Source organism: Marinifilum caeruleilacunae (assembly GCF_013141825.1).
In the GTDB taxonomy this organism is placed as follows: Bacteria; Bacteroidota; Bacteroidia; order Bacteroidales; family Marinifilaceae; genus Marinifilum; species Marinifilum caeruleilacunae.
Map to the genome: position 1 here is coordinate 19,434 of NZ_RZNH01000036.1, position 24,178 is coordinate 43,611.

At 36.2% G+C, this 24,178-nt stretch carries 18 protein-coding genes; 11 read left to right on the plus strand and 7 right to left on the minus strand.

Annotated elements, in window-relative coordinates; all coding sequences use genetic code 11:
* Nucleotides 1-238 precede the first annotated feature (238 nt).
* The 3 genes from ELS83_RS17315 (at nt 239) to ELS83_RS17325 (ending at nt 3,840) form a co-directional block, all read left to right on the plus strand.
* Nucleotides 239-1,339 carry an adenylate/guanylate cyclase domain-containing protein gene (locus ELS83_RS17315; RefSeq protein WP_171596805.1) on the plus strand — a complete coding sequence of 367 codons (1,101 nt, stop codon included), beginning with the start codon at nt 239-241 and terminating at the stop codon, nt 1,337-1,339.
* Nucleotides 1,340-1,592: 253 nt separating this feature from the next.
* Complete coding sequence (locus tag ELS83_RS17320; protein ID WP_171596806.1) at nt 1,593-1,892, plus strand: hypothetical protein; 300 nt, start codon at nt 1,593-1,595, stop codon at nt 1,890-1,892.
* A 289-nt stretch (nt 1,893-2,181) separates the two neighbouring features.
* Nucleotides 2,182-3,840, plus strand: a complete 1,659-nt coding sequence (locus ELS83_RS17325; RefSeq protein WP_171596807.1) for an AMP-binding protein — start codon at nt 2,182-2,184, stop codon at nt 3,838-3,840.
* A 30-nt stretch (nt 3,841-3,870) separates the two neighbouring features.
* Here the strand turns inward: ELS83_RS17325 and ELS83_RS17330 are convergent, their stop codons facing one another.
* The gene (locus ELS83_RS17330; RefSeq protein ID WP_171596808.1) at nt 3,871-4,731 is read right to left on the minus strand and encodes a hypothetical protein; all 861 of its coding nucleotides are present in this window, start codon (nt 4,729-4,731) and stop codon (nt 3,871-3,873) included.
* 282 nt (nt 4,732-5,013) lie between these two features.
* Between ELS83_RS17330 and ELS83_RS17335 the strand changes: the two genes are divergently transcribed.
* The 5 genes from ELS83_RS17335 to ELS83_RS17355 all read left to right on the plus strand — a co-directional run bounded on the left by ELS83_RS17335 (nt 5,014) and on the right by ELS83_RS17355 (nt 12,574).
* The gene (locus tag ELS83_RS17335) at nt 5,014-5,619 is read left to right on the plus strand and encodes a TetR/AcrR family transcriptional regulator (RefSeq protein ID WP_171596809.1); all 606 of its coding nucleotides are present in this window, start codon (nt 5,014-5,016) and stop codon (nt 5,617-5,619) included.
* A gap of 13 nt (nt 5,620-5,632) precedes the next feature.
* Nucleotides 5,633-6,979 (plus strand): TolC family protein, encoded by a 1,347-nt coding sequence (locus ELS83_RS17340; protein ID WP_171596810.1) that lies wholly within the window; start codon nt 5,633-5,635, stop codon nt 6,977-6,979.
* Nucleotides 6,980-7,010: 31 nt separating this feature from the next.
* Nucleotides 7,011-8,132, plus strand: coding sequence for an efflux RND transporter periplasmic adaptor subunit (locus tag ELS83_RS17345; protein ID WP_171596811.1), 1,122 nt, complete (start codon nt 7,011-7,013; stop codon nt 8,130-8,132).
* A gap of 10 nt (nt 8,133-8,142) precedes the next feature.
* On the plus strand, nt 8,143-11,580 hold the full coding sequence (locus ELS83_RS17350) for an efflux RND transporter permease subunit (protein WP_171596812.1): 3,438 nt from the start codon (nt 8,143-8,145) through the stop codon (nt 11,578-11,580).
* A 394-nt stretch (nt 11,581-11,974) separates the two neighbouring features.
* Complete coding sequence (locus ELS83_RS17355; RefSeq protein WP_171596813.1) at nt 11,975-12,574, plus strand: hypothetical protein; 600 nt, start codon at nt 11,975-11,977, stop codon at nt 12,572-12,574.
* Between the two features lie 32 nt (nt 12,575-12,606).
* On the opposite strand, the gene ELS83_RS17360 is transcribed toward ELS83_RS17355, so the two are convergent.
* From ELS83_RS17360 to ELS83_RS17375, 4 genes are all read right to left on the minus strand, one after another.
* Nucleotides 12,607-14,016 (minus strand): glycoside hydrolase family 16 protein, encoded by a 1,410-nt coding sequence (locus ELS83_RS17360; protein ID WP_171596814.1) that lies wholly within the window; start codon nt 14,014-14,016, stop codon nt 12,607-12,609.
* Between the two features lie 101 nt (nt 14,017-14,117).
* Nucleotides 14,118-14,942, minus strand: a complete 825-nt coding sequence (locus ELS83_RS17365; RefSeq protein WP_171596815.1) for an energy transducer TonB — start codon at nt 14,940-14,942, stop codon at nt 14,118-14,120.
* Nucleotides 14,943-15,107: 165 nt separating this feature from the next.
* A complete protein-coding gene (locus tag ELS83_RS17370; protein WP_249414482.1) occupies nt 15,108-15,575 on the minus strand; it encodes a toxin-antitoxin system YwqK family antitoxin in 468 nt (155 codons plus the stop codon).
* A 10-nt stretch (nt 15,576-15,585) separates the two neighbouring features.
* Nucleotides 15,586-15,957, minus strand: coding sequence for a carboxypeptidase-like regulatory domain-containing protein (locus ELS83_RS17375; RefSeq protein WP_171596816.1), 372 nt, complete (start codon nt 15,955-15,957; stop codon nt 15,586-15,588).
* A gap of 397 nt (nt 15,958-16,354) precedes the next feature.
* Here ELS83_RS17375 and ELS83_RS17380 point away from each other — a divergent pair, with 397 nt between their 5' ends.
* Nucleotides 16,355-16,906: a ComF family protein gene (locus tag ELS83_RS17380; protein WP_216616649.1), complete on the plus strand. Its 552-nt coding sequence runs from the start codon at nt 16,355-16,357 to the stop codon at nt 16,904-16,906.
* A 33-nt stretch (nt 16,907-16,939) separates the two neighbouring features.
* Here ELS83_RS17380 and ELS83_RS17385 read toward each other — a convergent pair whose 3' ends face one another.
* The gene (locus ELS83_RS17385; RefSeq protein ID WP_171596818.1) at nt 16,940-17,647 is read right to left on the minus strand and encodes a response regulator transcription factor; all 708 of its coding nucleotides are present in this window, start codon (nt 17,645-17,647) and stop codon (nt 16,940-16,942) included.
* A 24-nt stretch (nt 17,648-17,671) separates the two neighbouring features.
* The gene (locus ELS83_RS17390) at nt 17,672-18,769 is read right to left on the minus strand and encodes a sensor histidine kinase (RefSeq protein WP_249414484.1); all 1,098 of its coding nucleotides are present in this window, start codon (nt 18,767-18,769) and stop codon (nt 17,672-17,674) included.
* Between the two features lie 544 nt (nt 18,770-19,313).
* Here ELS83_RS17390 and ELS83_RS17395 point away from each other — a divergent pair.
* A complete protein-coding gene (locus ELS83_RS17395) occupies nt 19,314-22,061 on the plus strand; it encodes a TonB-dependent receptor (RefSeq protein ID WP_171596819.1) in 2,748 nt (915 codons plus the stop codon).
* A gap of 40 nt (nt 22,062-22,101) precedes the next feature.
* Complete coding sequence (locus ELS83_RS17400; RefSeq protein ID WP_171596820.1) at nt 22,102-24,099, plus strand: hypothetical protein; 1,998 nt, start codon at nt 22,102-22,104, stop codon at nt 24,097-24,099.
* Nucleotides 24,100-24,178 lie beyond the last annotated feature (79 nt).

Genomic DNA, 24,178 nt, shown 5'->3' on the forward strand with positions numbered 1-24,178 from the left:
TTTAGTCACAAATAACATGACATTTTACGCAGTTTAAAAAACTCTACTGTTAATAAAATGCTTTCTTGTAATTGGCATATTCAATGTGAATAGAAGCTTGCAAACAAAAGATTGTTGTTTGAGTATTATCCCAGAAAATCAAGAAAAAATATTTTGTTGTGTCGTTATTGCAGGTCAAGAGTGAGTATTATTAACTAACTTAGATTCTGGAAACAGAACAGTTTTTAATCATTTAATTATGAACCTGTCGCACCTTAAAAAATATTCGAAACTAAAAGCACAATTGTTAAAAGTATTTGGGATTACTATCGCCTGGACTTTTATTGCCATTTTTCAGTTTCTTACCATTTATGCTGCCATTACTTCACTAAACCTGGATGTAACGAATATTGACCCGATGATTGCTTTTAAAGGGAGTGTACTTACAGGTGTTTTAGCTGGTTTATTGGGTGGCTCATTAACTGTTTTTATTTGGGAAAAATGGCTCAGAACAGAGCCTTATGGTTGGACTATTTTAAGCATTATTGTTTCGTATAGTGTTATCTATTATACTGTGCACCTATCGGTTGGGGTATATACTTATAGCAATCAGTTCAATTTACCGGCATTCTCTGCCAAAGTTTGGGAAAGCATATTCTCCGACTTTTTTAAATTAATGCAATTGCAAAATTATTTGTTCTGGCTTATGGTAGTTATTGGCACCTTAATCTACTTTCTGGTGAATGACAAATACGGACCAGGGGTTTTTCGCGCATTCCTGCTTGGTAAGTATTTTCACCCTAAAAGAGAAGAACGAATATTCATGTTCCTCGATTTAAGATCCTCAACTGAAATAGCAGAAAAACTAGGCGAAAAGACCTACTTTAACTTTTTAAAAGATTTGTATCGCGACTCTACAAGCAGTATTTTATTGGCGAAAGGTGAGGTATATCAGTATGTAGGTGACGAAATTGTTATTAGTTGGCCAACAGATAAAGGTGTTGAAAACGCAAATTGTATCAATTGTTTCTTCGACATCAGGCAGAACCTTCGGGCCAACAGCAAATATTACATGGAAACATATCATATCATGCCAGAATTTAAGGCTGGTCTGCATTATGGAAATGTAATGGCAGGCGAAATAGGAGTTATCAAAAGAGATATTGTTTTTTCGGGCGATGTTTTAAACACAACCTCGCGAATTCAAAACAAATGCAATGACCTGGGTGTAGATATTCTATTCTCGAAATTTTTGCTAAACAAGTTAAACCTTCCTGCCAATTTGTACCAAACCCAAAATGTTGGTGAAATACAGCTAAAAGGAAAAGAGAGTAAACTTTCACTGTACACTACACTTTAGGTTCTAATTGAAATCCCATTTCATATGATTCTCAAGCCTTACATTTCGATTTAATATAATAAAAATCAATTATAAATAAGATTGTAAATAAATCGGTATCTGTGCAATAAAGGTGTTAGATAGCAATATGACACCAATCTTCTCTTTACAAGCTTTTGAGCATCTTACAATTCTAACGAAGAATCAATAAATTTATCAAACACTCTGCTATTTCACCATAATAGAAAGTATCGAAATTAATTTATTTAAGCTTATGAAGAAGAATATTTTTGCAGGTTTTTTGCTACTAAGCATGTTTGCATCTTTCGCTTCCTGCAATTCGAAAGAACAAAAAGTTGAAGTGACTGAAAAACTAAGTTTCAAACAAATTGACAAAGAGTTTGGGATTGTAAAACCTTTATCGACAGAAGGACAAAAAAGAGTTGTAAAAAGATATGGTAGTATTGAAAACTATCGTGATGCTCTTATTAAACAAAGAAAAAAACTGAACAAGAATAAGGGTAGCAGTTATTGGAAAGTACTAAAGAAAAGACTTGAAAACTTATTGCAATAAATTTTAAAAAGCTGTTATATAATTATGTAACAGCTTTTTTGTGCTTTAGCCATGAATGAATCAAAAGAAAACATGATCTGTTATTAAAAGCAGTTCATTTTCACACATAAATAATTAGTACGAAAGCTTTCTTCTCCTAAATAAATATTTTTTTCAAGATTATTTCATTTTGCGAAAACGATTGATTTATTGAAACTTAGACACAAACGGACTAAAAATGACCTTGCTTAGTTTATGATTTTTTAACAAGATTATTAACTTTAGCGATTGCATCAATCAAAGTAAATCAATGATTCAAAACAAGTTAGTCAACTGCTTACAAGAAGCTATTCAAAAAAACCGGGAATTTCCGGCTTTCACAAACTACCAAAAAGACACCGTAACATATGCAGATGTAGCCCAACGTATTCATTGGATGCACATCCTTTTTAAAGAGTTGGGAATTAAGAAAGGAGATAAGGTTGCAGTAATTGGCCGAAACCTGAACAACTGGGCCATAACATACCTGGGTACCATTAGCTATGGAGCGATTATTGTTCCCATTCTTCCCGATTTTAATTCGAGCGATATTCACCATATCGTTACTCATTCCGATTCGAAACTGCTATTTGCCACCGAAAATATCTTTAACAAGATTGACGATAGTAAAATGAAGCAACTGAAAGGAATTCTTTCTTTGGGAGAGTTTGAAATTCTTTGCTCCTCTTGCGATAAACTGGAGAAAGCGCACAAGCTTGCGACTGAAAAGGCTGAGAACAATCCGGTTGACATTGACAACTTGAACTTTGCAGATCCAAAAGAAAATGACATTGCCGTTTTATCATATACATCAGGCACTTCTGGCTTTTCGAAAGGGGTAATGCTTACCTACAGATGTTTGCATTCGAATGTACAAATCGGTTTCGATTATATCGATTTTAAACCTCAGGATAAGGTAGTTTCATTCCTGCCATTGGCTCATGTTTTTGGCTGTTTATTCGAATTTCTAACCGAATTCTGTATTGGTTGTCACGTTACTTTCCTATCGAGGGTTCCAACTCCACAGATTATTACCAAGGCTTTCCAGGATGTAAAACCAAGACTCATTTGCCTGGTTCCTTTAATTATGGAGAAAATCTATAAGAAAAGAATATTACCGGTTTTGGAAAGCCGTAGGGTAAAACTGATGCTTAAGATTCCTCTGCTGGAGAAGAAAATTTACAAGAAAATCAGAACCTCATTAATTGAGACTTTTGGTGGCAATTTTATTGAAGTGATTATTGGTGGTGCTGCTTTGAACAAAGAAGTTGAAGATTTCCTGAAAAAGATAGATTTCCCATTTACTGTTGGTTACGGAATGACCGAATGTGGTCCGCTAATTAGCTACAGCCCTACAACAAAATTTCGATCTCATTCCTGTGGTAAGGTGGTTGATCGTATGCAGGTAAGAATCGATTCGAAAGATCCGTATAATATTGTTGGAGAAATACAGGTAAAAGGTGATAATGTGATGAATGGTTATTACAAAAACCCTGAAGCTACTGCCGAAGCAATGACAGAGGATGGTTGGCTTAAAACGGGCGACCTGGGTGTAGTTGATGCCGATGATGTAATTTATATACGAGGAAGAAGTAAGAACATGCTTTTAGGGCCGTCGGGACAAAATATTTATCCGGAAGAAATTGAGGCTGCGTTAAATAATATGCCATTTGTACAGGAATCGATCGTAACCGATGATAAAGATCACAAACTAATTGCTTTGATCTATCCTGATTACGAAGCCTGTGATGCCGAAGGATTAAATAAGGATGAAATTCAGCAGGCACTGGATAAAGACAAGCAGATCATTAACAAATCGATGCCTGCTTATATGCAGATTTCGAGAATTATTCTCTTCCCCGAAGAATTTAAGAAAACGCCAAAACGAAATATTAAACGATACTTGTATACTAATTTGTATCACGAATAATAGTAAGGAAGCCGATCAACTGATCGGCTTTTATTTTTTAAACAATCCCCTTTGTAGTTTGGTCCTGTGATTGAGTTTAAAAACCAAATCGACTACTGGCATCATGAAAAGTTGAGTTTGTGTATCATTATTCAAATAGTAAGCTTTATAACCTCCCGATAGAGAGAAACGACTGTTTTTGTGCCAATGTATTTTACCCTGGCTTTCGAGTGCATATTCTCCATCGAAATTGATATTGTAATAATCGGCCGTTATGGAAAAGTTGAAATTGCGGTATGCATTTCCGGCCAATTCCAATCCTGCAAAATACACCTTCTGATCGTTGTAAAAAGAGGCCGATCGCTGATAAAGCCAATAGTAATCCAACTTGGGAAAATTATCGTCGCCAGACTTTAACGAAAAGTCGAAACCCACTCGTGCGCTAAGAATTAAATCGGGGATGCGAATAAAGCAATCTTCCGGTTGTGGATTAAGTATTCGGCTCAATATCAGTTCATTTCTAAATGTGAATATATGGGGAACATCGGCCGACTCGGGAAGCTGATCCTGAAAACCTGAACTTCGCGCCCACTTTAAACCTAAAGTAGGATAATAAAAGGTATGCTGACTTGACAGAATGGTATTTTTCCCAAACCATTGATGCTTGAATCCAATATTGGGTGCCAAAGGAAATAGCAGGAGCTCCGAATTTAATTCTGTTTTGGGATAATTTCCATACCTGCTTTTGGCCAGCGCACTTAAATGAATCTCGCCCATCGGAACAACTTTAGCTCCTCTTTCGGTCCAGCTGCTATAATAATCCACCCTTTCTCCTCCAACCAATGGAACTTGGCCAAAGCAGAATTTTCCAACACAAAAACTTAGGGCTAACAAACAAATTAATTTTCTCATTGTTTATGGCTTTACATACTAAGCGTAAAATTCTGCATTTTATTATTGATACGCCATAAAAACTTGTCAAATGTTAAAACCGTTTTATTCATACCATTTACCGATAAAAATGAAAAGGTTACCTAATTAATGGTAATAAGGCACATTTCAAATTCTATTTTTATAATGCATAAATAAATCTCGATTACTGAAACACTGTATGTTAACAAAATTTAACTTTAAAAACTGGAAACTTTAGGAACATTTATAGTTTCCATAGTGTTATGTGATTATATTTGCAAGATGAAAAATCAGAAGGAAGATATTATTGAGGTGTGTTGGGAGTTGTTTTTTCAATTCGGAATCAGGAGTGTAACCATGGACGATATTGCTGCCAAACTAGGCATTTCGAAAAAAACCATTTATCAACACTTTAGCAACAAAACCGATTTGGTAGAACAGGCCATTGAATGGCAAATCAACCATCCAAAGTTCTCATTCATGTCGGAGAATATGAGCCAACTGAATGCCATTGATCAGTACATCGAATTTTACCGCTTTGTGGTAAGCCAGATTTCTAATTCGTGCGAATCGATGCGTTACGATTTGAGAAAATATTATCCGAAACTGTGGCACAAGTTTCACCTTGAAAAGCTAACCAGGTTTCAAAGCGAACTGTCTCAAAACCTTCAACAGGGAATTGACGAAGGATTGTTCCGTCCCGAAGTAAATATCGAGTTTATCAGTAAAACCATGGCTCGTTTTTATCTGAATATGGTCGAGGCCGATAATGTAATTCTCGAAAAAGAAGACATTGAAAATATAGAGTATCATAAAGAACTCGGTACCTACCATTTGCACGGCGTATGTACCGAAAAAGGAATCGAATATTTTAAAAATAATTTTTAATAGATCAGAAATAATGAAAAACATCCTACTATCATTTGTAGTGATTTTTCTTGTTTTCAGTTATCCCACACAAGCCCAAACTGAAGACAAAATTAACTTCACTTTAGCCGAAGCACAGCAATATGCTTTGGAAAATTCATATACGGTAAAGGGGACCGATTATGACTTACAGGTAGCCAGAAAAAGAGTTTGGGAAACCATTGCCGATGGACTTCCGCAAGTTGATTTCTCTGCCGATTACAACAACAATTTGGATGTAGCAGTTTCTCTATTGCCATCGGAATTTTTTGGTGGTGAACCCGGAACCTATACTCCTATTAAATTTGGACAGCAATATGCAAGTTCGGCAACTTTAAGTGTTAGTCAGAAAATTTTTGATGGCTCGTACATTGTTGGAACCATGGCAGCAAGAGTTTTCGTTCAGCTTTCGAAAGATCAGAAAGAGAAAACGGAAATTGAAATAAAAGATGCAGTTGCGCAGGCTTATTTTGCAGTTTTAGTTGCCAAAGACAACTATAATACGGTAAAGGATAACCTTGAAATCAACGAAAAACTTCTAAGAGAAACCAAAGCGTATTGGGAAAACGGTTTTCGCGAAGAGTTGGATGTAGATCAAATACAATTGAACCTGAACACCAGTAAAACTCAACTTTCTGATGCAAAAAGAGCCATTACCACTTCACTTACCATTTTGAAGTATACCATGGGAATGGATATCGATCATGCAATAGAATTGAGTAACGGTTTGACCAATCTTGTAGATCCAATTCGCTCAAGCAGTCCGGAAATTTCAAGTTACGATGCAGCAAGTCATATCGATTATCGCATTTTAGAAACTCGATTAAAATCTCAGAATCTGCTGATTAAAAATGAGCAAGCTCAATATTTGCCAACCATTTCTGCCTTTTACAGATATGGCAAGAACACCAGTACCGATTTCAGAAACGTTTTCAAATCGGAAGTGCCGTGGTTTAAATCTTCGGTGATAGGATTGCAGCTGAACATGCCAATTTTCTCGGCAGGTAAGAAAAGATCCAGGGTGAAACAGCAAAGAATCGAATACATGAAAATTGAAAATGAAATGTCAATGACTCAGCAAAATCTGAAAAAGGAATTGAGTCTTTCATTTTCGAATTTGCTGAATGCACAGGAAACCTACGAAAACAATCTTGAAGGAGTACAAATTGCCAAAAGAATTTACGACAGAACCATAATTAAATTTAACGAGGGGATTTCTACAAGTACCGACTTATCGGATAATGAGAAGCAGTACCTTGATGCCCATTCAAGATATATCAACTCAACTCTAAGCTTGTTGAGTTCTAAAATTGCTTTCGATAAAGCACTTGGTAAACTATAATTAAAAACATCCTACAAAAAATCATAAACAGATGAAAAAAATATTAATTGCAGCATTAATTCCACTACTATTTTCATGCTCTGCCAAAGATGCAGAAAAGGGATTGAGCAAGGAAGATCAATTGAAGAAGTACAAGTCGGAACTTGCAATTTTGAAGAAAAAAATCTCTGGACTTGAGAAAGAAATCAAAGACGAAGGCAATAGCGAGGAGTCGATTAAAGTAGCAGTTACTGAAATTGCCAACTCAAAATTCGAACACTTTATCCAGGTAACTGGTAATGTAGAAGCTGATAAGAACATCACCATTACTCCCGAAGCAAACGGGAATATCATTTCTATTGATGTTGTAGAAGGCCAAAGAGTTAAAAAAGGTGAAGTATTGGGAAGGCTGAATACTGCGCAAATTCAGAGAAGTATCGACGAGGTAAAAACCAATCTTGAACTTTCTTCAATACTATTCGAGAGACAGGAGAGATTGTGGAAACAAAAAATTGGATCTGAAGTTGAATACCTTGAAGCAAAAGCAAACAAAGAGGCATTGGAATCCAAGCTTGAGGCATTGGAGGCACAGAAAGATCTTGCCATCATTACAGCTCCTTTCAATGGAATCATCGATGAAATTCATCAGAAAAAGGGTGAGTTGGCCGGACCTTCAATTCCATTTGCTCAATTGGTGAATATCGACCAGGTATATGTTGAAGCTGATGTATCTGAATCGTACCTGAACTATATTAAAGCAGGTGAAGTTGCAGACCTGGAGTTTCCTGCAATTGACTTCGCTACCAAGGCTCCAATTTACCGTACTTCGAATATTATCGATCCAAGTAACAGAAGCTTTAAAGTTCGAATCAACCTGAACAATCCGGGTCATAAAATTAAGCCAAACCTAATTTCTGTTCTAAAAATCAAAGATTACGAAATCGACAATGCAATTGTGGTTCCATCAATAATTGTGAAGAAAGATTTTGAAGGCAGCTACCTTTACCTTGTAAAAAAAGAGGGTAAAAACCTGATTGCCAAGAAAACTTACATCAACATTTCGAAAACCTACAACAATTTGTCTTTGGTTGAGTCGGGCGTTCAACTGGGTGATCAGATCATTACAGAAGGATACTCGCAAGTTGTTAACGGAACACTAATTAGCATTAAGTAATTCGCAAAAAATGGACAATATAAAAGATAATACTTCGGCTGAAAATGTTCAGCGGGAGTTTAAACCCACATTTGGTGCGTTAAAGAATAAGAACTCCATTTTTATTCTAACTTTCATCCTGGTTATGTTTGGATGGTTTTCGTACCAAAGCATGCCAAGAGAATATTTCCCAGAGGTTGTTGTACCAAATATCATGATTTCAACACCCTATCCGGGTAACTCTCCTATCGATATTGAAAACCTGGTAACCAGACCGATCGAAAAGGAATTAAAATCGTTAAAGGGAGTAAAAAAATTAAGCTCTGCTTCTTACGAAGACATGAGTTTAATTGTAGTAGAGTTTAATACTGATATTCCGGTAAAACAAGCACTGCAGGACACCAAAGATAAAGTGGACAAATCCTTGAGCGAACTTCCCGATGATTTGGATACCGACCCAATTGTCGAGGATGTTGACTTTGCAGATTTTCCGATACTGAATGTAAACCTTTCGGGTGATTTTGGTTTGGATGACCTGAAGGAGTTTGCAGAAGAATTGCAAGACAAATTCGAAGCCCTTCCTGAAGTATCGGAAGCAGACATTAAAGGGATAGACGAAAGAGAGATTAAAATTAATGCTGATTTGCACAAAATGGAGGCAAACGGTGTTACATTCCACGATGTTGAATTGGCCATTGGCGACGAAAATGTTACCGTGAGTGCTGGTACTTTAATTACCGATAACACTCGAAGAAGTATTCGTACAAGCGCCGACTATAACAGCATGCAGCAAATCGAAAACACCATTGTTAAGGTAACAAATGGTAGAGTAGTTTACTTAAAAGATGTTGCAGAGGTGGTTGATGGTTACGAGGAACTTTCATCCATTTCGAGATTGAATAATCAGCCGGTAGTATCACTTTCCTTAACCAAAAAATCGGGTGAAAACCTATTGGCCGCCACCGATGCGATTTATAGAATTATTGGGGAAGAGAAAGAAAATGGTGCGCTTCCAAGAGGATTGATCGTAACAGTTACCGATGATACTTCGGAGGACGTTCGCGGACAGGTTGCCGATTTGGAAAACTCCATTATTATGGGGATGCTTTTGGTAATTATTGTTCTTTACCTTTTTATGGGATTAAGAAATGCCCTGTTCTCTGGTTTGGCTATTCCAATGTCGATGCTGATCTCTTTCATCATTTTGAACCAGATTGGTTATACCGTGAATCAAATGATTCTTTTCTCGCTGATTTTGGCCCTGGGTATGCTTGTGGATAACGCAATTGTTGTGGTCGAGAATGTTTACCGATTACACGAGGAAGGATTATCGAAATTGGAAGCAACCAAAAAAGGTGTTAGTGAAATTGCCGGTCCGATTATCTCATCTACCGCAACTACCTTAGCGGCTTTCTTCCCATTGTTGTTATGGGGTGGAATTATGGGTGAGTTTATGAAATACCTGCCTATTACACTAATCATTGTATTGGCGTCATCATTATTTGTAGCATTAATTCTTAACCCGGTATTTACAGCAACATTTGTTAAGCTCGATGATGTAAATAAAAAAATGAACAAGAAGAAATTCATCATCATCGGATCGGCCTTTATTGTGGCTTCCATGCCATTCTATATCCTGAAAATATTTGGTGTAATGGAAACTTTCCTGATGGCCAACCTACTGATGATTATCGGTGTAATTGTATTGTTTAACCTGGCTGCATTAAAACCATTTGCCCGTTGGTTTCAAACAAAATTACTCGTGATTCTTGAAAACAGGTACGAAAAAACATTGCGTTTCGCCCTAAAAGGAATCAGACCCTTCTTATTCTTTGTTGGAACCTTCATTTTAATGATCGCCTCCATTTCATTCTACTTTAGTACGAATCCTCTTTTTGTTTTCTTCCCGGATAACGATCCTAAGTCGATTTACGTAACCATGGAGTTGCCTTTGGGAACAGACATTCACAAAACCAACGAACTTACCAAAAGAGTTGAGGTAATTGTGAATAAAACCATGAAGCCGTACGAGGATATTATCCGTTCTAAATCAACAAATGTTGGATCGGGTAAAGGTGCAATGTTCGAGTCGGACCGAGCTCCACATAAATCATTAACAACCATTTCTTTTGTTGAGTTTAAAGAGCGTGGAGGAGTGAGTACTTCGGATATTATGAAGGAGTTAACAGGCAATTTTGAAGGCTTTGTTGGTGCCAAAATATTTGTTGAAAAAGACGACCAGGGACCTCCTGTTGGATATCCTATTAATATTGAAGTATCGGGTGACGATTTTGAAAACTTGCTGATACAGGCAAATCGCGTTAAGCAATTACTCGATGATGATCGAATTCCTGGTGTGGAAGAGTTAAAACTAGACCTGGATCAGGGAAAACCTGAAATGTTAATCAATATCGATCGAGATAAGGTTCGTCGTTTTGGTTTATCAACCAACCAGGTAGCAAGAGCTTTGCGTAACTCTCTTTATGGATTGGAAGTATCCAAATTTAAAGATGGTGAAGATGAATACGATATCATGCTTCGTTTACACGATGATTACCGATATGATGTTCCTGCATTAATGAATCAGAAAATTAGCGTTATGAGTCCAATCAGCAATGAAATGGTTCAGGTACCAATTTCGGCTGTTGCTGATTATGCTTACGGATCGACATACGAAAGAATTAACCGTATCGAGAATACTCGTGTGGTAACCATTTATTCGAATGTGAAGGAAGGTTTTAATGCAAACATTATTAATAGCAGAGTAAGAGAATTATTGGCCGATTTCGAAATGCCTAAAGGTTATTCCTACAAACTTACCGGTGAGCAGGAAGAACAGGAAGAAACACAAGCTTTCCTTGCACAGGCCTTGATGATTGCTCTTGCTTTGATCACTTTAATACTTGTATCTCAATTTAATTCTGCCATTAAGCCTCTTATTATCATGATTACAGTACTATTTAGTACCATTGGAGTGTTCCTGGGTTTGGGAATTTTCCAAATGCCTTTCGTAATCCTGATGACTGGTATTGGTATTATTTCGCTGGCAGGAATTGTGGTAAATAACGGTATTGTATTGGTCGATTATATCGATTTATTGAGAAAGAGAAAGATAAAGAATACCGATATGACGGGACGAAAGTACCTAAGCTCAGCAGAAGAAATAGATTGTATTGCGCAGGCAGGTAAAACACGTTTGCGTCCTGTACTGCTAACTGCCATTACCACGGTATTGGGACTTCTTCCTTTAGCCGTAGGGATGAACTTCGATTTCTTCTCTTTATTGAGTGAGTTCGACCCTCATTTGTCGTTTGGTAGCGATAGTACAGCATTCTGGGGACCAATGTCGTGGACCGTAATCTTCGGACTAACGGTGGCAACATTCCTGACTTTGGTAATTGCTCCGGTAATGTTCCGATTGTCAACACAAATTGAACATCATATTTACGATTTGTTCTCTAAAAAATAGTGAACCAGGTTTCATAAACAATAATAAAGATTAAGCCGACCCCGAGTCGGCTTTTTTTATACCCATTAAATTCACTTGATTTCCGTGGTTTTTAACTAAACAATATGTGATTGTTGATAAAAAATTTACTCTTTTCTCATTTGCTTTTATTATCTTGAAGAATCTTAAACCATAATCGATAACATACTGATTTATCTAATTTTAGAAGATTATTTATTAAAAATTAAAATGAAATTTTCATCATTAAATATGGTTTGTTTATCCACAAAATACGTGGGTAAATAAAATCAAGCAAACTGATTTTGGGCAAAAACATAATAATTCGTAAATTTTTTAAATATGAGTTTGTTATTTCCAATCAACCAAATTAATCATATTCACTAAACCTTTAAACATGGAAATCATCTCGGTAATACTGCAAATTTTAATCTTATCTGCCCTTGCTTTTATCATTTCTTTCCTAATTCAGGAGAAAAGAAATGCAGCTGCAAATTCAGGTGTGGAGGAAGTAGAAAAGGAAACAGAAGTGAAAGAATCAACCACAAATTCACTTGTTGCTTCCGATGAGAAGAGAGAAGAATTTCTTCGAATCAATGCTTTCTTCATGAAGATTTTGTGCGAAAAAAAGAGCAAGAGCAACTTTAAGAGGCTCCAGAAGGAATTTCTGGAACTTGGAACGCGACTGTACTATTTGGCTTCGGAATTAACCATTCGGAAGTTTTTAGAATTTAAATCTCTAAGTTCTTTTGTAGAAGGAACAGTACACGAGCACAAGATTGCTTTGTTATGGTTTGCCGAGTTTAATGTTTTGCTCCGTAAAGATTTGGGATTGGAAACCTCTCCGGAACAGATTAAGGATTATCTAAACATCATTCTTACCTATTGGGATGAAGATGAGATGGAAAAGCAAGAGTTGGACGATTTAAAAGACCAACTGGCCGATTCCATTGATAATTATTTTAGTGTGTTCAATGTAGGGACATCCTTAAACTAAAAAAAGTGCCGAAAGGCACTTTTTTTATTGTCTTATTTTCGTTGATAACAACGTATCCAGTCAATTTCCATTGCAGCATTTAAATGATTAGCTGCCTCCTTTACTGCTACACTAAAATTTAAATACATGGAATCCTGCGGAACTCCTGTTGTTTGAGTTTTTACCGGAACATCGTTAATTTTCCAAATCAATTCGTTTGCACTCCAGTCTAAAGTATAGATAAAGTAACCTTTACTCAGGTCAATACCTTTTACTTTGAACTCCTGTTTCTGTGGGGCATTTTCGCTTCCCCAGAAGTTAGCATTCATAATTTTGCCTCCATTCAAAGTTTTGAAAACATCGATATGCGGCAAGCTCTTATCTGCCACCATCCAGAATGCATTTTGCACTTGTGCCGGATTACTCACCTTTATTTTGGCTTCGAATCTGCCATATTTCTGACGGAAAGAATTTCCTGTATTGATAATGGCCGAAGTGTAATCAAACTTTTTAGGAACAAAGCCCAAAGATGGATTCCAAACCAAACCTTCCTTGCTCTCCTTTTTCGCGATTAAGCTTGCCGAAGATCCAGCAATTTTAACATTCTCACCGTCGGTAAAAGTGTGTAGATCTGTTTCCAGACTGTATCCCTTATCCATTAATTTATCGCCCCAGAAATAACGTGTAATCCACTTGTTTCCGTCTAAGCTTCCAGAATCGAATTCCTCAGAAAAGGTAAGCTCCCACTTTTTAAGTTCCTCAAACGGATTTTTATTTTTCAATTTGAAATATTTTACAAATTTCTCGGATGATTTCAATTGCTCATATTCCTGAAGCTTTTTAAAATCTTCCGTTTTTTCGAATCGTTTCTTATCTAATAGAAAAGCTTTTTCTTCCTTAAATTCTTCTGAACTTATCCTCTCTTCGAGTTGATAATATTTTTCGAGTTCAGCAGAATTATCCATCTCCTTGTATATGCGTAAGGCTCTTGATTTTTGAAACTTGAAGTACTCTTTCAAACGGGCAGAGGATTTCAACCTTTTGTATTCTGCAATCTCTTCTGCATTTTCTTTTTTATGCAGTTTGGAGGATTTTTTAAGAAGTTCCAACTCTTTAAAACGGGCTAAATCTTCCGAATCGGCAACCAAATTATAAGTTGATAATTCCGAAGAGTCTTTTAAACGAAAGTAAGTTTTAAACTTGCGCGAACGCTGGTACTTTTTAAAAGCTCTTTCCTCCTGGAAAAGTTCACTTTTCTTGAAGGATTTGCCTTCTATCATCTTTTTATTTCTCTTGAAATCATCAGACAAAACCAACAATTCCAGTTCGTTAAACTGCTTTAATTCATCCGATTTCGAAAACTGTTCGAACTCTTCGAAATCACTTCTCAGCTCATCTCTTTTTTTCTCGATCGCAACAGTGTTTGATGCTTTGCGAAGTTTTGATGCTAAAAAAAAGCCCATATTTTTAATTCTTTAGGATAAAAACGAATGCCCAATTTATACAATATCGTTAAATAATCATAATCCGAATTTTTGTGAAGACAAGAGTATTTGAAGGTAATTTATTGCTTCACAAACTGATAAGTAATTGTTCCTTTTTGGGTTTGTGGACTCGAATTGCTTACATTAAATCTCGATCGCTTGGTTGCATCAATGGCCGCTTCGAATAAGCAATCATCAATCACACTGCACTGATCTTCCAATATTTTAGCTTCTACAACTCTCCCACTTCGGTTTACCCCTATACTAACAACGATCTTACCTTCGCCTTCGCACTTAAAAACCGGAATTGGTAAATAGATCTTATGACGTCCCTCAAGACTATAATAAACACTACTTGGTCCGCTGTATTCAATACTTTGAAGCGAGTCTAGTAATCTTTGTTTTTCCCTCTCTTCGGCAAGGCTTAAACTGTCTTTTTTATACTCGTTTATACCATCATCGCCGCTCGAATTATCATCAGATCCATACTCATCCAAATTCTTCTTGATTTCATCAATCATATCCTCCACTTTTTGTTTTGGATCGGAATTTGATTTTTTAACGTTTTGGTTTACGGCAATTGATCGCAGAAGTTTGTCTACGCTTTCGTTAATTTCAGAATTTTTTTCTTCTATCTCTTTTTTTATTTCTTCCTCTTTCTCTTCGAGTATCTGTTCAGCTACTTCTGGTGGGATATCAATAAAAATTTCGGCTTCGAGAAACTCTCTCTTTGTGTGAAGTTTAAAAGAAAAAAGCAGGATTAATAAAATCATGTGAAAGGCAAGAGTACCCATCACTCCGTATTTGTTTCTCTTTAAGAATCCTCTGAATTCAGACAGTACATAGGGAACAAATTCTTTGATTTGCTCGACTATTATTTTTCCTATTTCAGAAAATGATTTCATGGTTTATCTTCTCAATTCTTAAAGCTTCTGCAATATTAACGAATCTTATTCAAAATTATTAAGAATTCAAGCGGGCATCAAGCGAAATCAATAAGAATATATAAAAAAGAAAGCCGCTTAATAAAATTAAGCGACTTCCAAGAGAACTTCTATTATCTGAATTTACTAAAACTTCCGTTCTTTAATTAATTTGCCATCAGCATCCCATATGTACCATGTTCCGACTTTATCTCCTTCGTGATATTCCATTTCGTAGCGCTTTACGCCATTGTCGTCCCATATGTACCACTTGCCGTGTTTCTTATTCTTCTTATAGTTTGCTTCAGCAATTTTTATTGATTTATCGTTCCAGGTGATCCAGGTGCCATCCATTAAACCTTTCACGTAGGATCTAACTTCCTGAACTTGTTCATTTTCGAAGTAAAGAGTAATTTTTCCATTTCTCTTTCCTTCTTCAATATTCATTTCAATTCTTTTTACACCACTCTCATAAAACTCAGTATATGTTCCGGTGTATAAATCTCCTTTTGTATTGTAATACAATCCTTCGATTTCCTCAATTGCTTGAGAAAAAGTGTGATTCGTAATCAGGCAAAATAATATCCCTAAGATTACTCCAAGTTTCTTTATCATTTACTCCTAATTAGTCCTTTTTAAGTACCAAGCGAACAACATTGTTTTTACCGCTTACGTTTACTTCTTTCATTTTATTATCTGTATACGAAATGTAGCTCGACAATACATTGTACTTACCAGGAACCACATTCTCAATTTTAAAATTACCGTCGAAGTCAGTATATACAGTTTCATTCGAACCTTCGAAACGAATTGCAACACCAACCAAAGCTTCACCAGTTTCGTTGTCCAATACAACTCCCGATAAACTTGTTGTTTCAATGCCAACCAATTCTGCTTTTTCAACTTCTCTGTCACCCTCAGGTGTAACTACCTTAATTGCCTGACTTCCTAGTCCAACAAAAAGTAATGCGATAAAAAGGAAAACAAATTTTTTCATTGTTTTTAATTTTTCTGTTTTAGTAATAAATCTCTGTTTCTATATTCAATTCATCTCATCGAAAACAAATTATCTGTTAACTTAATTTGTTTATCTTTAGAGTTAATCGTTCTTCGGTGAGCAATACACCTTTAATTACACTACAAAAATAAGGTGGCGAATTTTCCTGTCGATTAGATGAAGCTTATCAAAACCTTAAGTGATGGTTAACTTTTTATTGAGAAAATATTACAACAAGGCGTTTTCGAAACTAAATCGCAGAGTATCCGGACTTTGGAGTGATTTTATCAATCTGTTTTATCCCAATTTATGCCAGTCTTGCAACAATGTTTTGTTCAAGAACGAAACTGCGATTTGTAGCCGTTGCCTATATCAAATTCCAAAAACAAATTTTCACTTGCAGAAAAATAACCCTGTTTCCATTCTTTTTTGGGGCAGGGTAAAAATAGAACAGGCAACTTCCTATTTTACATTTTCAAAAGGAAGCAAATTTCAGAAGTTAATCCATAAACTAAAATACCATAAGCGAACCGACATTGGTATAGAAATGGGAAAGTTGCTGGCTTATCAATTAAAAGAATCAGATTTCTTATTGGATATTGATGTGATTATTCCTGTTCCTCTTCATCCGAAAAAAGAAAAAATGCGGGGCTATAACCAGGCAGTGCTAATTGTTAAGGGTATGAATGAGATTCTGGATATTGATTCGGATACTGCCAATCTGTACCGTTCTGTTTATACCCAATCGCAAACCAGCAAATCAAAAATGGAACGGTGGGAGAATGTTGATAACATTTTTAGGCTTCACGATCCAAGCAAACTGGAAGGAAAACATGTCTTGTTAATCGACGATGTTGTTACAACGGGTTCCACACTTGAAGCCTGTGCACAGGCAATATTAAATACAAAAGGTAGCAAAGTTAGTATTGCTACCCTGGCATATGCTTAATATTTCGATTACTAATGGATAAAGTTGAAAGGCCTAATTTGCCGCATCAACAAATTTATATCCCACTCCTTTTACAGTTTGGATATAATCATCCCCAATTTTTTCACGAAGCTTTCTAATATGAACGTCAATCGTTCTATCGCCAACAATAATTTTTTCTCCCCAAATCGAAGAATAAATTTCGTCGCGAGTGAAAACTTTTTGCGGACGAGAAACCAAAAGAATCAATAGTTCAAACTCTTTTCTGGGCAGAGAGAACTCTTTACCATCCTGAATAATCAGGTATCTTTCTCTATCGATGGAAATGTTTCCAATGGTAATTAATCCATTATTGGCATTGCTACCTTCGTCAGAACCTCTTCCTGATCTTTTCAGTAATGCCTTTACCCTGCTAATAAAAACTTTAGGCTTAATTGGCTTGCTGATATAATCATCTGCACCTGCTTCGAATCCTGCAATCTGAGAATAATCTTCTCCTCTTGCCGTTAAGAAAGAAATCAAAACATCCGAAAATTCGGGTAGGGATCTGATTTTCTCACAGGTTTCGATACCGTCCATTTCTGGCATCATTACATCTAAAATTATGAGATGTGGATGCAATTTTTTCGCTTTTTCAATTGCCTCTTTACCGTCGCCGGCAGTTGATACCTGGAAACCTTCTTTTTTAAGGTTATAACTTAAGAATTCCAGAATATCCGACTCATCGTCTACCAATAAAATTTTGTAATTACTACTCTCCATTTGCTATTGGTTGTTTAGTTCTTATTATTTTGATTTATCAAGTGAAAAAGTAAAACTAGTACCTTCGCCATAAGTACTGCTTACATTAATACTTTGGTTGTGAGCATCGATTATATGCTTTACAATTGCAAGACCCAGTCCTGAACCTCCCATATTTCGTGCTCTACTTTTATCTACTCTGTAAAAACGCTCAAAAATACGAGGCAAATTATCAGATTCAATTCCGATTCCATTATCTCGAACCTCGATAAGCACTTTATTATCCATGCTCATTACTTCGATAATCGTGGTCCCTTTATCCTTACCGTACTTTATCGAATTTACTATTAAATTATTTAATACCTGAAAAATTTCCTTCTTATCTGCGTACACAAATTTGGGTGCATCCACACGTTGAACGAATTTTAGTTTAATCCCATTTTTCTGTGCACGAATCTCCTGCATCTCCAACACTTCACTAATCAAATCAGTAATATTGAATTTTTCGTACATGAGTTTCAATTCGCCCGACTCCAATTTGGATATCACTTCAAGGTCTTTTACAATGGTGATCATTCTATTGATACTCTTCTCGGTTCTTTCAAGGTAATTTCTGTTGATCGATTTGTCTTCCAAGCCGCCATCGAGAAGGGTTAAGATGTAACCTTGTATATTAAAAATTGGTGTTTTAAGTTCGTGAGAAACATTTCCAATAAATTCTTTTCTGAATTTTTCCTGCTTTTTCAATTGTGCCACAAGTGAACCTCTTTGCTCGCTCCACTCCTTTACATCTTTTTCGGCTTCTGCCAGGATATCTGTGCTTTTTACCTTGTCGCTTAAGTCTTTATCAATAACTTGTGTGTCGTGTATGGTTTTATATAGCATTCTTACTTTCGAATACAAAAACCGATTTACCAATACCTTACTTACACTGTAGATAATCCATCCGGCAAAAATTCCAAATAAAATAATGTAGGTTGGCTGAATTGGCACAAAAAAACTAATGGCACAAAAAGCCACAACCAATCCACCAGCAAGTAAACTTACAAATACACTAACTTTAGTTGATGAAATAATTTTCATTTCTCTGTTTATATTCCCCGAAGATGACAATCTCCAGGTATTTTGTTTTGTCATTAGCATTGCACATCACATTTAATAATGCCTTGCAAATATTTAAATAAAAGTAGGATATTTTCTGAAAAGGAAGTTAACTTTTCGTTAATCTTATTGTATTTCAGAGCCTTGAATCTTAATTAAATCTTAATATTTCTTCAATAATATTGCATTATTTATTCTGCACATATAATAAAGGAAAAAATCATCCCTATTCTATCAATTTTTAAGACGGAAAAATCGCTTTCGCAAAATCATTTTTTTCCAATTTTTTTTGAGCTTTTCCCTTTGAAATATTACTGTAATTTTTTCTTCATGTTATCGTAATTAACACGTATTAACAGCTGTTTATCTGCAAGTTAAAACGACTCCTCCTTAAGTAACACTCAAACGTTTTAACTGTATTTTTACAAGTCATTAACATTATCGATTGCCCTTAACTTGGAGTTAACACAGCAATCGATTTTTATAATTTTTATTTAAAACCACCTTATTATTCTGCTCATATATCATTCCTAAAATCGCAATGTGATTTGAAAGTAAAAATCGTATTGACTTATTAAGGAAAAAAATGACAAAGCAATTATTATTAGTTTTATTTCTATCTCTTTCTTCATTTGGTTTATATGCGCAGAAGGGAAGCATTAGCGGAAATGTGAAGGATGGTAAAACCGGTGAAGCGTTAATTGGAGCTTCGGTTTTTGTTGATGGAACTACACTCGGAACCGTAACCGATTTTGATGGGAATTATACCATTCCAAATGTTCCCGCTGGAACTGTTACAGTAAAATGTTCTTTTATTTCGTATGAAACTTCTTCTAAAGAAAATGTAAGTGTTAGTGAGGGAAATTCGGCGCTTGTAAATTTTGTTATGGGAGAATCAACTGTGGCATTGGAAGATGTAAAAGTAGTAGCTAAAGCCAACAGGGAATCTGAAGTTGTTCTTTTGATTGATCAGAAAAAATCGATTGGGATAAAGCAATCAATTGGTGCGCAGGAATTGGCATCGCAAGGTGTATCTGACGCAGCAGCAGCAGCATCTAAAATATCAGGTGTAACGAAAAACGAGGGATCGGGAGATGTTTATGTTCGTGGTTTGGGTGATCGTTACCTATCTACTACAATGAACGGACTTCCAATTCCATCGGATGATGTTGACAAAAAGAATATCGATTTAAATTTATTTGGTACTGATATTATTAAGAACATTGGTATCAACAAAACTTATTCGGCAGGAGCTTATGCCGACCAATCGTCGGGTAATGTTGATATTGTATCGAAAACCCTTAGTGAAAAAATTACAATTGGTTTAGGCACAAAAGTAAATACAAATGTATTGCAAAGTGGTGTTTTTGACAATTTCAAAACGACTCAGAACTTTAAGGATGTTAGTTTTGGATTTTATGACCTACCCTACCAAACTGTTGATGCAGTAAACAATCAGAGCTGGAATACCGAGAAAAGAGATTTGCCAATTGGTTATGACTTCTCTATTCTGGCAGGTAAAAAGTTTAAGTTATTCGATAAAGATCTATCTGTATTTGCAACTCTTTCTCACGAGAACGAATCGGAATACAAAGATGGTATCTACAAAAAATATCGTTCTAACGTTCTCGACAACTCTTTTAACGATGTAGAGCAGTTCGAGACAAAAATAAACACTACAGGTTTATTAAACATGACCTACGATTTCGATGCCAACAACAATATCAATTTTAATACGGTTTGGGTTCACAAAACATCGGACCAATTATATGAGCAAGGCAGAAATGGCGAAGGTTATGTTTTCGATCAGGATCCTCAAGAAGATGGTGCATTCGTTAGAGATCAAAATTTAAAAGAGACCAATTTGTTAATCAATCAGCTTTTGGGTTCTCACAAAATCAACGAAAAAAATACCATTAACTGGGCTGTTGCTTACAACCAGGTAAAAGCCGAAGAGCCAAACCGTATCCGTAACGAAGTAAATATTCTTGATGAGAATACAGTGCAGTTTGCTCACGTGGGAGATTTTCAGCAAAGAAAATCACAACAAAATATTGAAGACAGCGAGTTGAATGGATATTTGAAAGATGAGATGATTTTCATCGATCAGGATGACAAAAAATTCAAATTAAACTTTGGTGGTAATTTCAGAATGAAAGAGAGAGATTTTAGCTCTCAATTCATTGGGGTTAGAGCCAAAGGTGTTCAGGTTTCTTCTATCGATAATTTGGATGAAGCATTGCTAAACAGAAGTCTTTACTCTAACAACAGCTTAATTATTAGAGATAGAGTTGCAGATACTTACAATGCCACATTAGATGTATTTGCTGCTTATGTAGATGCTGGTTTCCAAATCAACAAACTATCGGGAACAGTTGGTGTTCGTTACGAGAAAGATGAGATGGAAATTGACTGGAATGTGGCCAATTATGTGGGTAGAGTAGGTAGTCTGTCGAACAGCTACGATAATATGCTTCCTGCTTTAAATGTAAAGTATCAGTTAAACGAAAAATCGGCATTGCGTTTTGCGGCAAGCAAAACCATTACATTGCCCGAGTTTAAAGAGTTGGCACCTTTTGAGTACGTGTCTCCAACTGGTCGTGTAACAAAGGGTAATCCTGATCTTAAAAATTCTGAAAACTACAATTTCGACTTAAAATGGGAGATGTTCCCAACTGCAAAACAATTGGTTTCAGTATCGGCTTTCTATAAAATGATTAAAGATCCAATCAACCTTGCACAAACCAGGGGATCATCGGGAAATTTTGTTTACGAAAATACAGGCGACAAAGCTGATGTTTATGGTTTTGAGTTCGAAACAAGATTTGCTTTAATCAAAGCAGAAACGACAGAAATGCCTGAGTTAAACCTTGTGCTAAACGCAACTAAAATGTGGTTTAAGCAGGATCTACTAGAAGAATTCCAATACAATAATAAAACTGAAAGCGATTTACAAGGTGCATCAGACTTTATTTTGAATGGTACACTTAGCTTCTCGAACAACAAAGAAAAAGAGTTTATGGCCACTTTAACAGGGAACTACTCATCGGATAAGGTTTTCGCCTTGGGTGCTCCTGAAGATTTTGCCAACTCTGCTACCCTTTTTAACAACGAGATCATTGAAAAAGGGTTTGTGACTCTTGACCTGGTTCTTAGCAAAAAACTATCGGACCGTATCTCTATGAAACTATCTGGAAAGAATTTATTGAATCCTGATATCGAACAAACGCAGGAAATTAAACCTCTATCCGGAGAGGCTTCGAATGAAGTTGTAAGCTCATACAAAAAAGGTATCAGCCTTAGCTTAGGCGTTAAAATCAACTTAAATAAGTAATTACTAAATAACTTTTTATATTCCAAAAATTGAAATTGAAATGAAAAAATTAACGATTAAAATCTTAGGTCTTGCAATCTTGGTAATGCCATTTTTATCTAGTTGTTCTGATGATGATGATCCAGCTCCGGTACCAGTACCAGAAGTAATTGAGCTTTTAGGATTAGGTGAAATGAACGGTCAGTTAAGCGAAGATTACACTCTTGATGCAACAAAATCGTACGAGTTAACAGGATCTTTTATCGTACCTGAAGGGGTTACCTTCACAATTCCAGCCGGCACTCAAATTACAGCTGAAAATGGTGGTACTGATGTTTACATCGCTGTTTTAATGGGTGGTAAAATTAATATTAATGGTACAACTGCTAATCCGGTTGTAATGTCTTCTGCAAATGGAAACCCTGGTGATTGGGGTGGATTAACAATTTGTGGTCAGGCTACAACAACTGCAGGAGCAGGTTCGGAAGCTGAAGTAGGTGGATTCATCTATGGTGGTTCTGATGATACTGACAACTCTGGTGTAATCAAAAACCTTGTAATTACAGGAACTGGTGCTCAGATCAACTCTGAGTCTCAGTACAACGGTGTTTCTTTCTACGCAGTAGGTTCGGGAACTGTTGTTGAAAACGTAGCTGTAATCAACGGTTCTGATGATGGTGTTGAATTCTTTGGTGGAACTGTTTCTGTGAGCAACTTGTTCTTGCAAAACAACGAAGATGATGCTATTGACTGGACTGAAGGTTGGAATGGTACAATTACCAATGCATATGTTGAGCACACAATTGATGATTTCTCAACTGTTGTAGAAGGTGATAAAGTAAATAACAACCCTAAAATTATCAACCTGACTGCTGTATCCACAACAGGTGGTACTGCTCTTCAGTTCAAAAAAGAGTCAGGTGCCACAATTACCGGTTTGTCTTTGAGCGGTTATGCTAAGAGTATCGATATGAAAGATGATGGTCCATTGGCTAATGTAATAATCGATGGTGTTGAAGCTGATCCTGCAAATTCATACAACGCTCCTGCAACTGTTGATCCATCGACTTGGACATGGGTAAACGCTGAATTGGCAGAAGTTGAAACTTTATCGGGTAATGTTGATTCTGATGTAACTCTAGATGCTTCTAAAACTTACCGTTTAACTTCTTCTTACATCGTTCAGGATGGTGCTACTTTAACAATCCCAGCTGGTACTAAAATTCATGCTGATGCAGGTGGTACTGATGTATACATCGCTGTTCTGATGGGTGGTAAAATCAATATCGAAGGTACTTCTGATAATCCGGTTGTAATTGCTTCTGACCTTTCTCAACCAGGCGATTGGGGAGGATTAACAATTTGTGGTAAAGCAACTACTTCGGCAGGTGTTGACGCTGAAGCTGAAGTGGGTGGTTTTATTTACGGTGGCACTACCGATGACGATAACTCAGGTTCTATTTCTTACCTTGTAATTAAAGGTACAGGTGCTCAAATTAACTCAGAGTCTCAATACAACGGTGTTTCTTTGTACGCTGTAGGTTCTGCTACAACCATCGAAAATGTAGCTGTAATTAATGGTTCTGATGACGGAATTGAGTTCTTTGGTGGAACTGTTTCTGCCAGCAACCTTTACCTGGAAAACAACGAAGATGATTCTGTTGACTGGACAGAAGGTTGGAACGGTAAAGTAACCAACGCATACATTTCTCACACTATTGCAGGATTCTCAACTGTATTCGAAGGTGATAAAGTTAACAACAACCCACAATTCGAAAACATTACTGCGATCTCAACTGTTGGTGGAACTGCTCTTCAGTTCAAGAAAACTTCTGGTGGTTCAATCACTGGTTTGTACCTTGAAGGTTACGATGTAGATCTTGATATGAAAGACGAAACTACAGCTAACGAATATGTAAACAATGTTCAGATTGACGGAGGAAATCCTGATGTAACACTTGTTGCTGGTGAAACTTTAAGAAAGTATACTTTAAATGCTGGTAAAGATGCAGCTAAAGTTGATATCTCAACTTGGTCATGGATCGAAGCTGGTTTGTAATCAGATTTATAACAAAATAAGAAAAGCAGACTCGTTTGGGTCTGCTTTTTTTATGCCTGTATTTCTTTAAAAATATCTT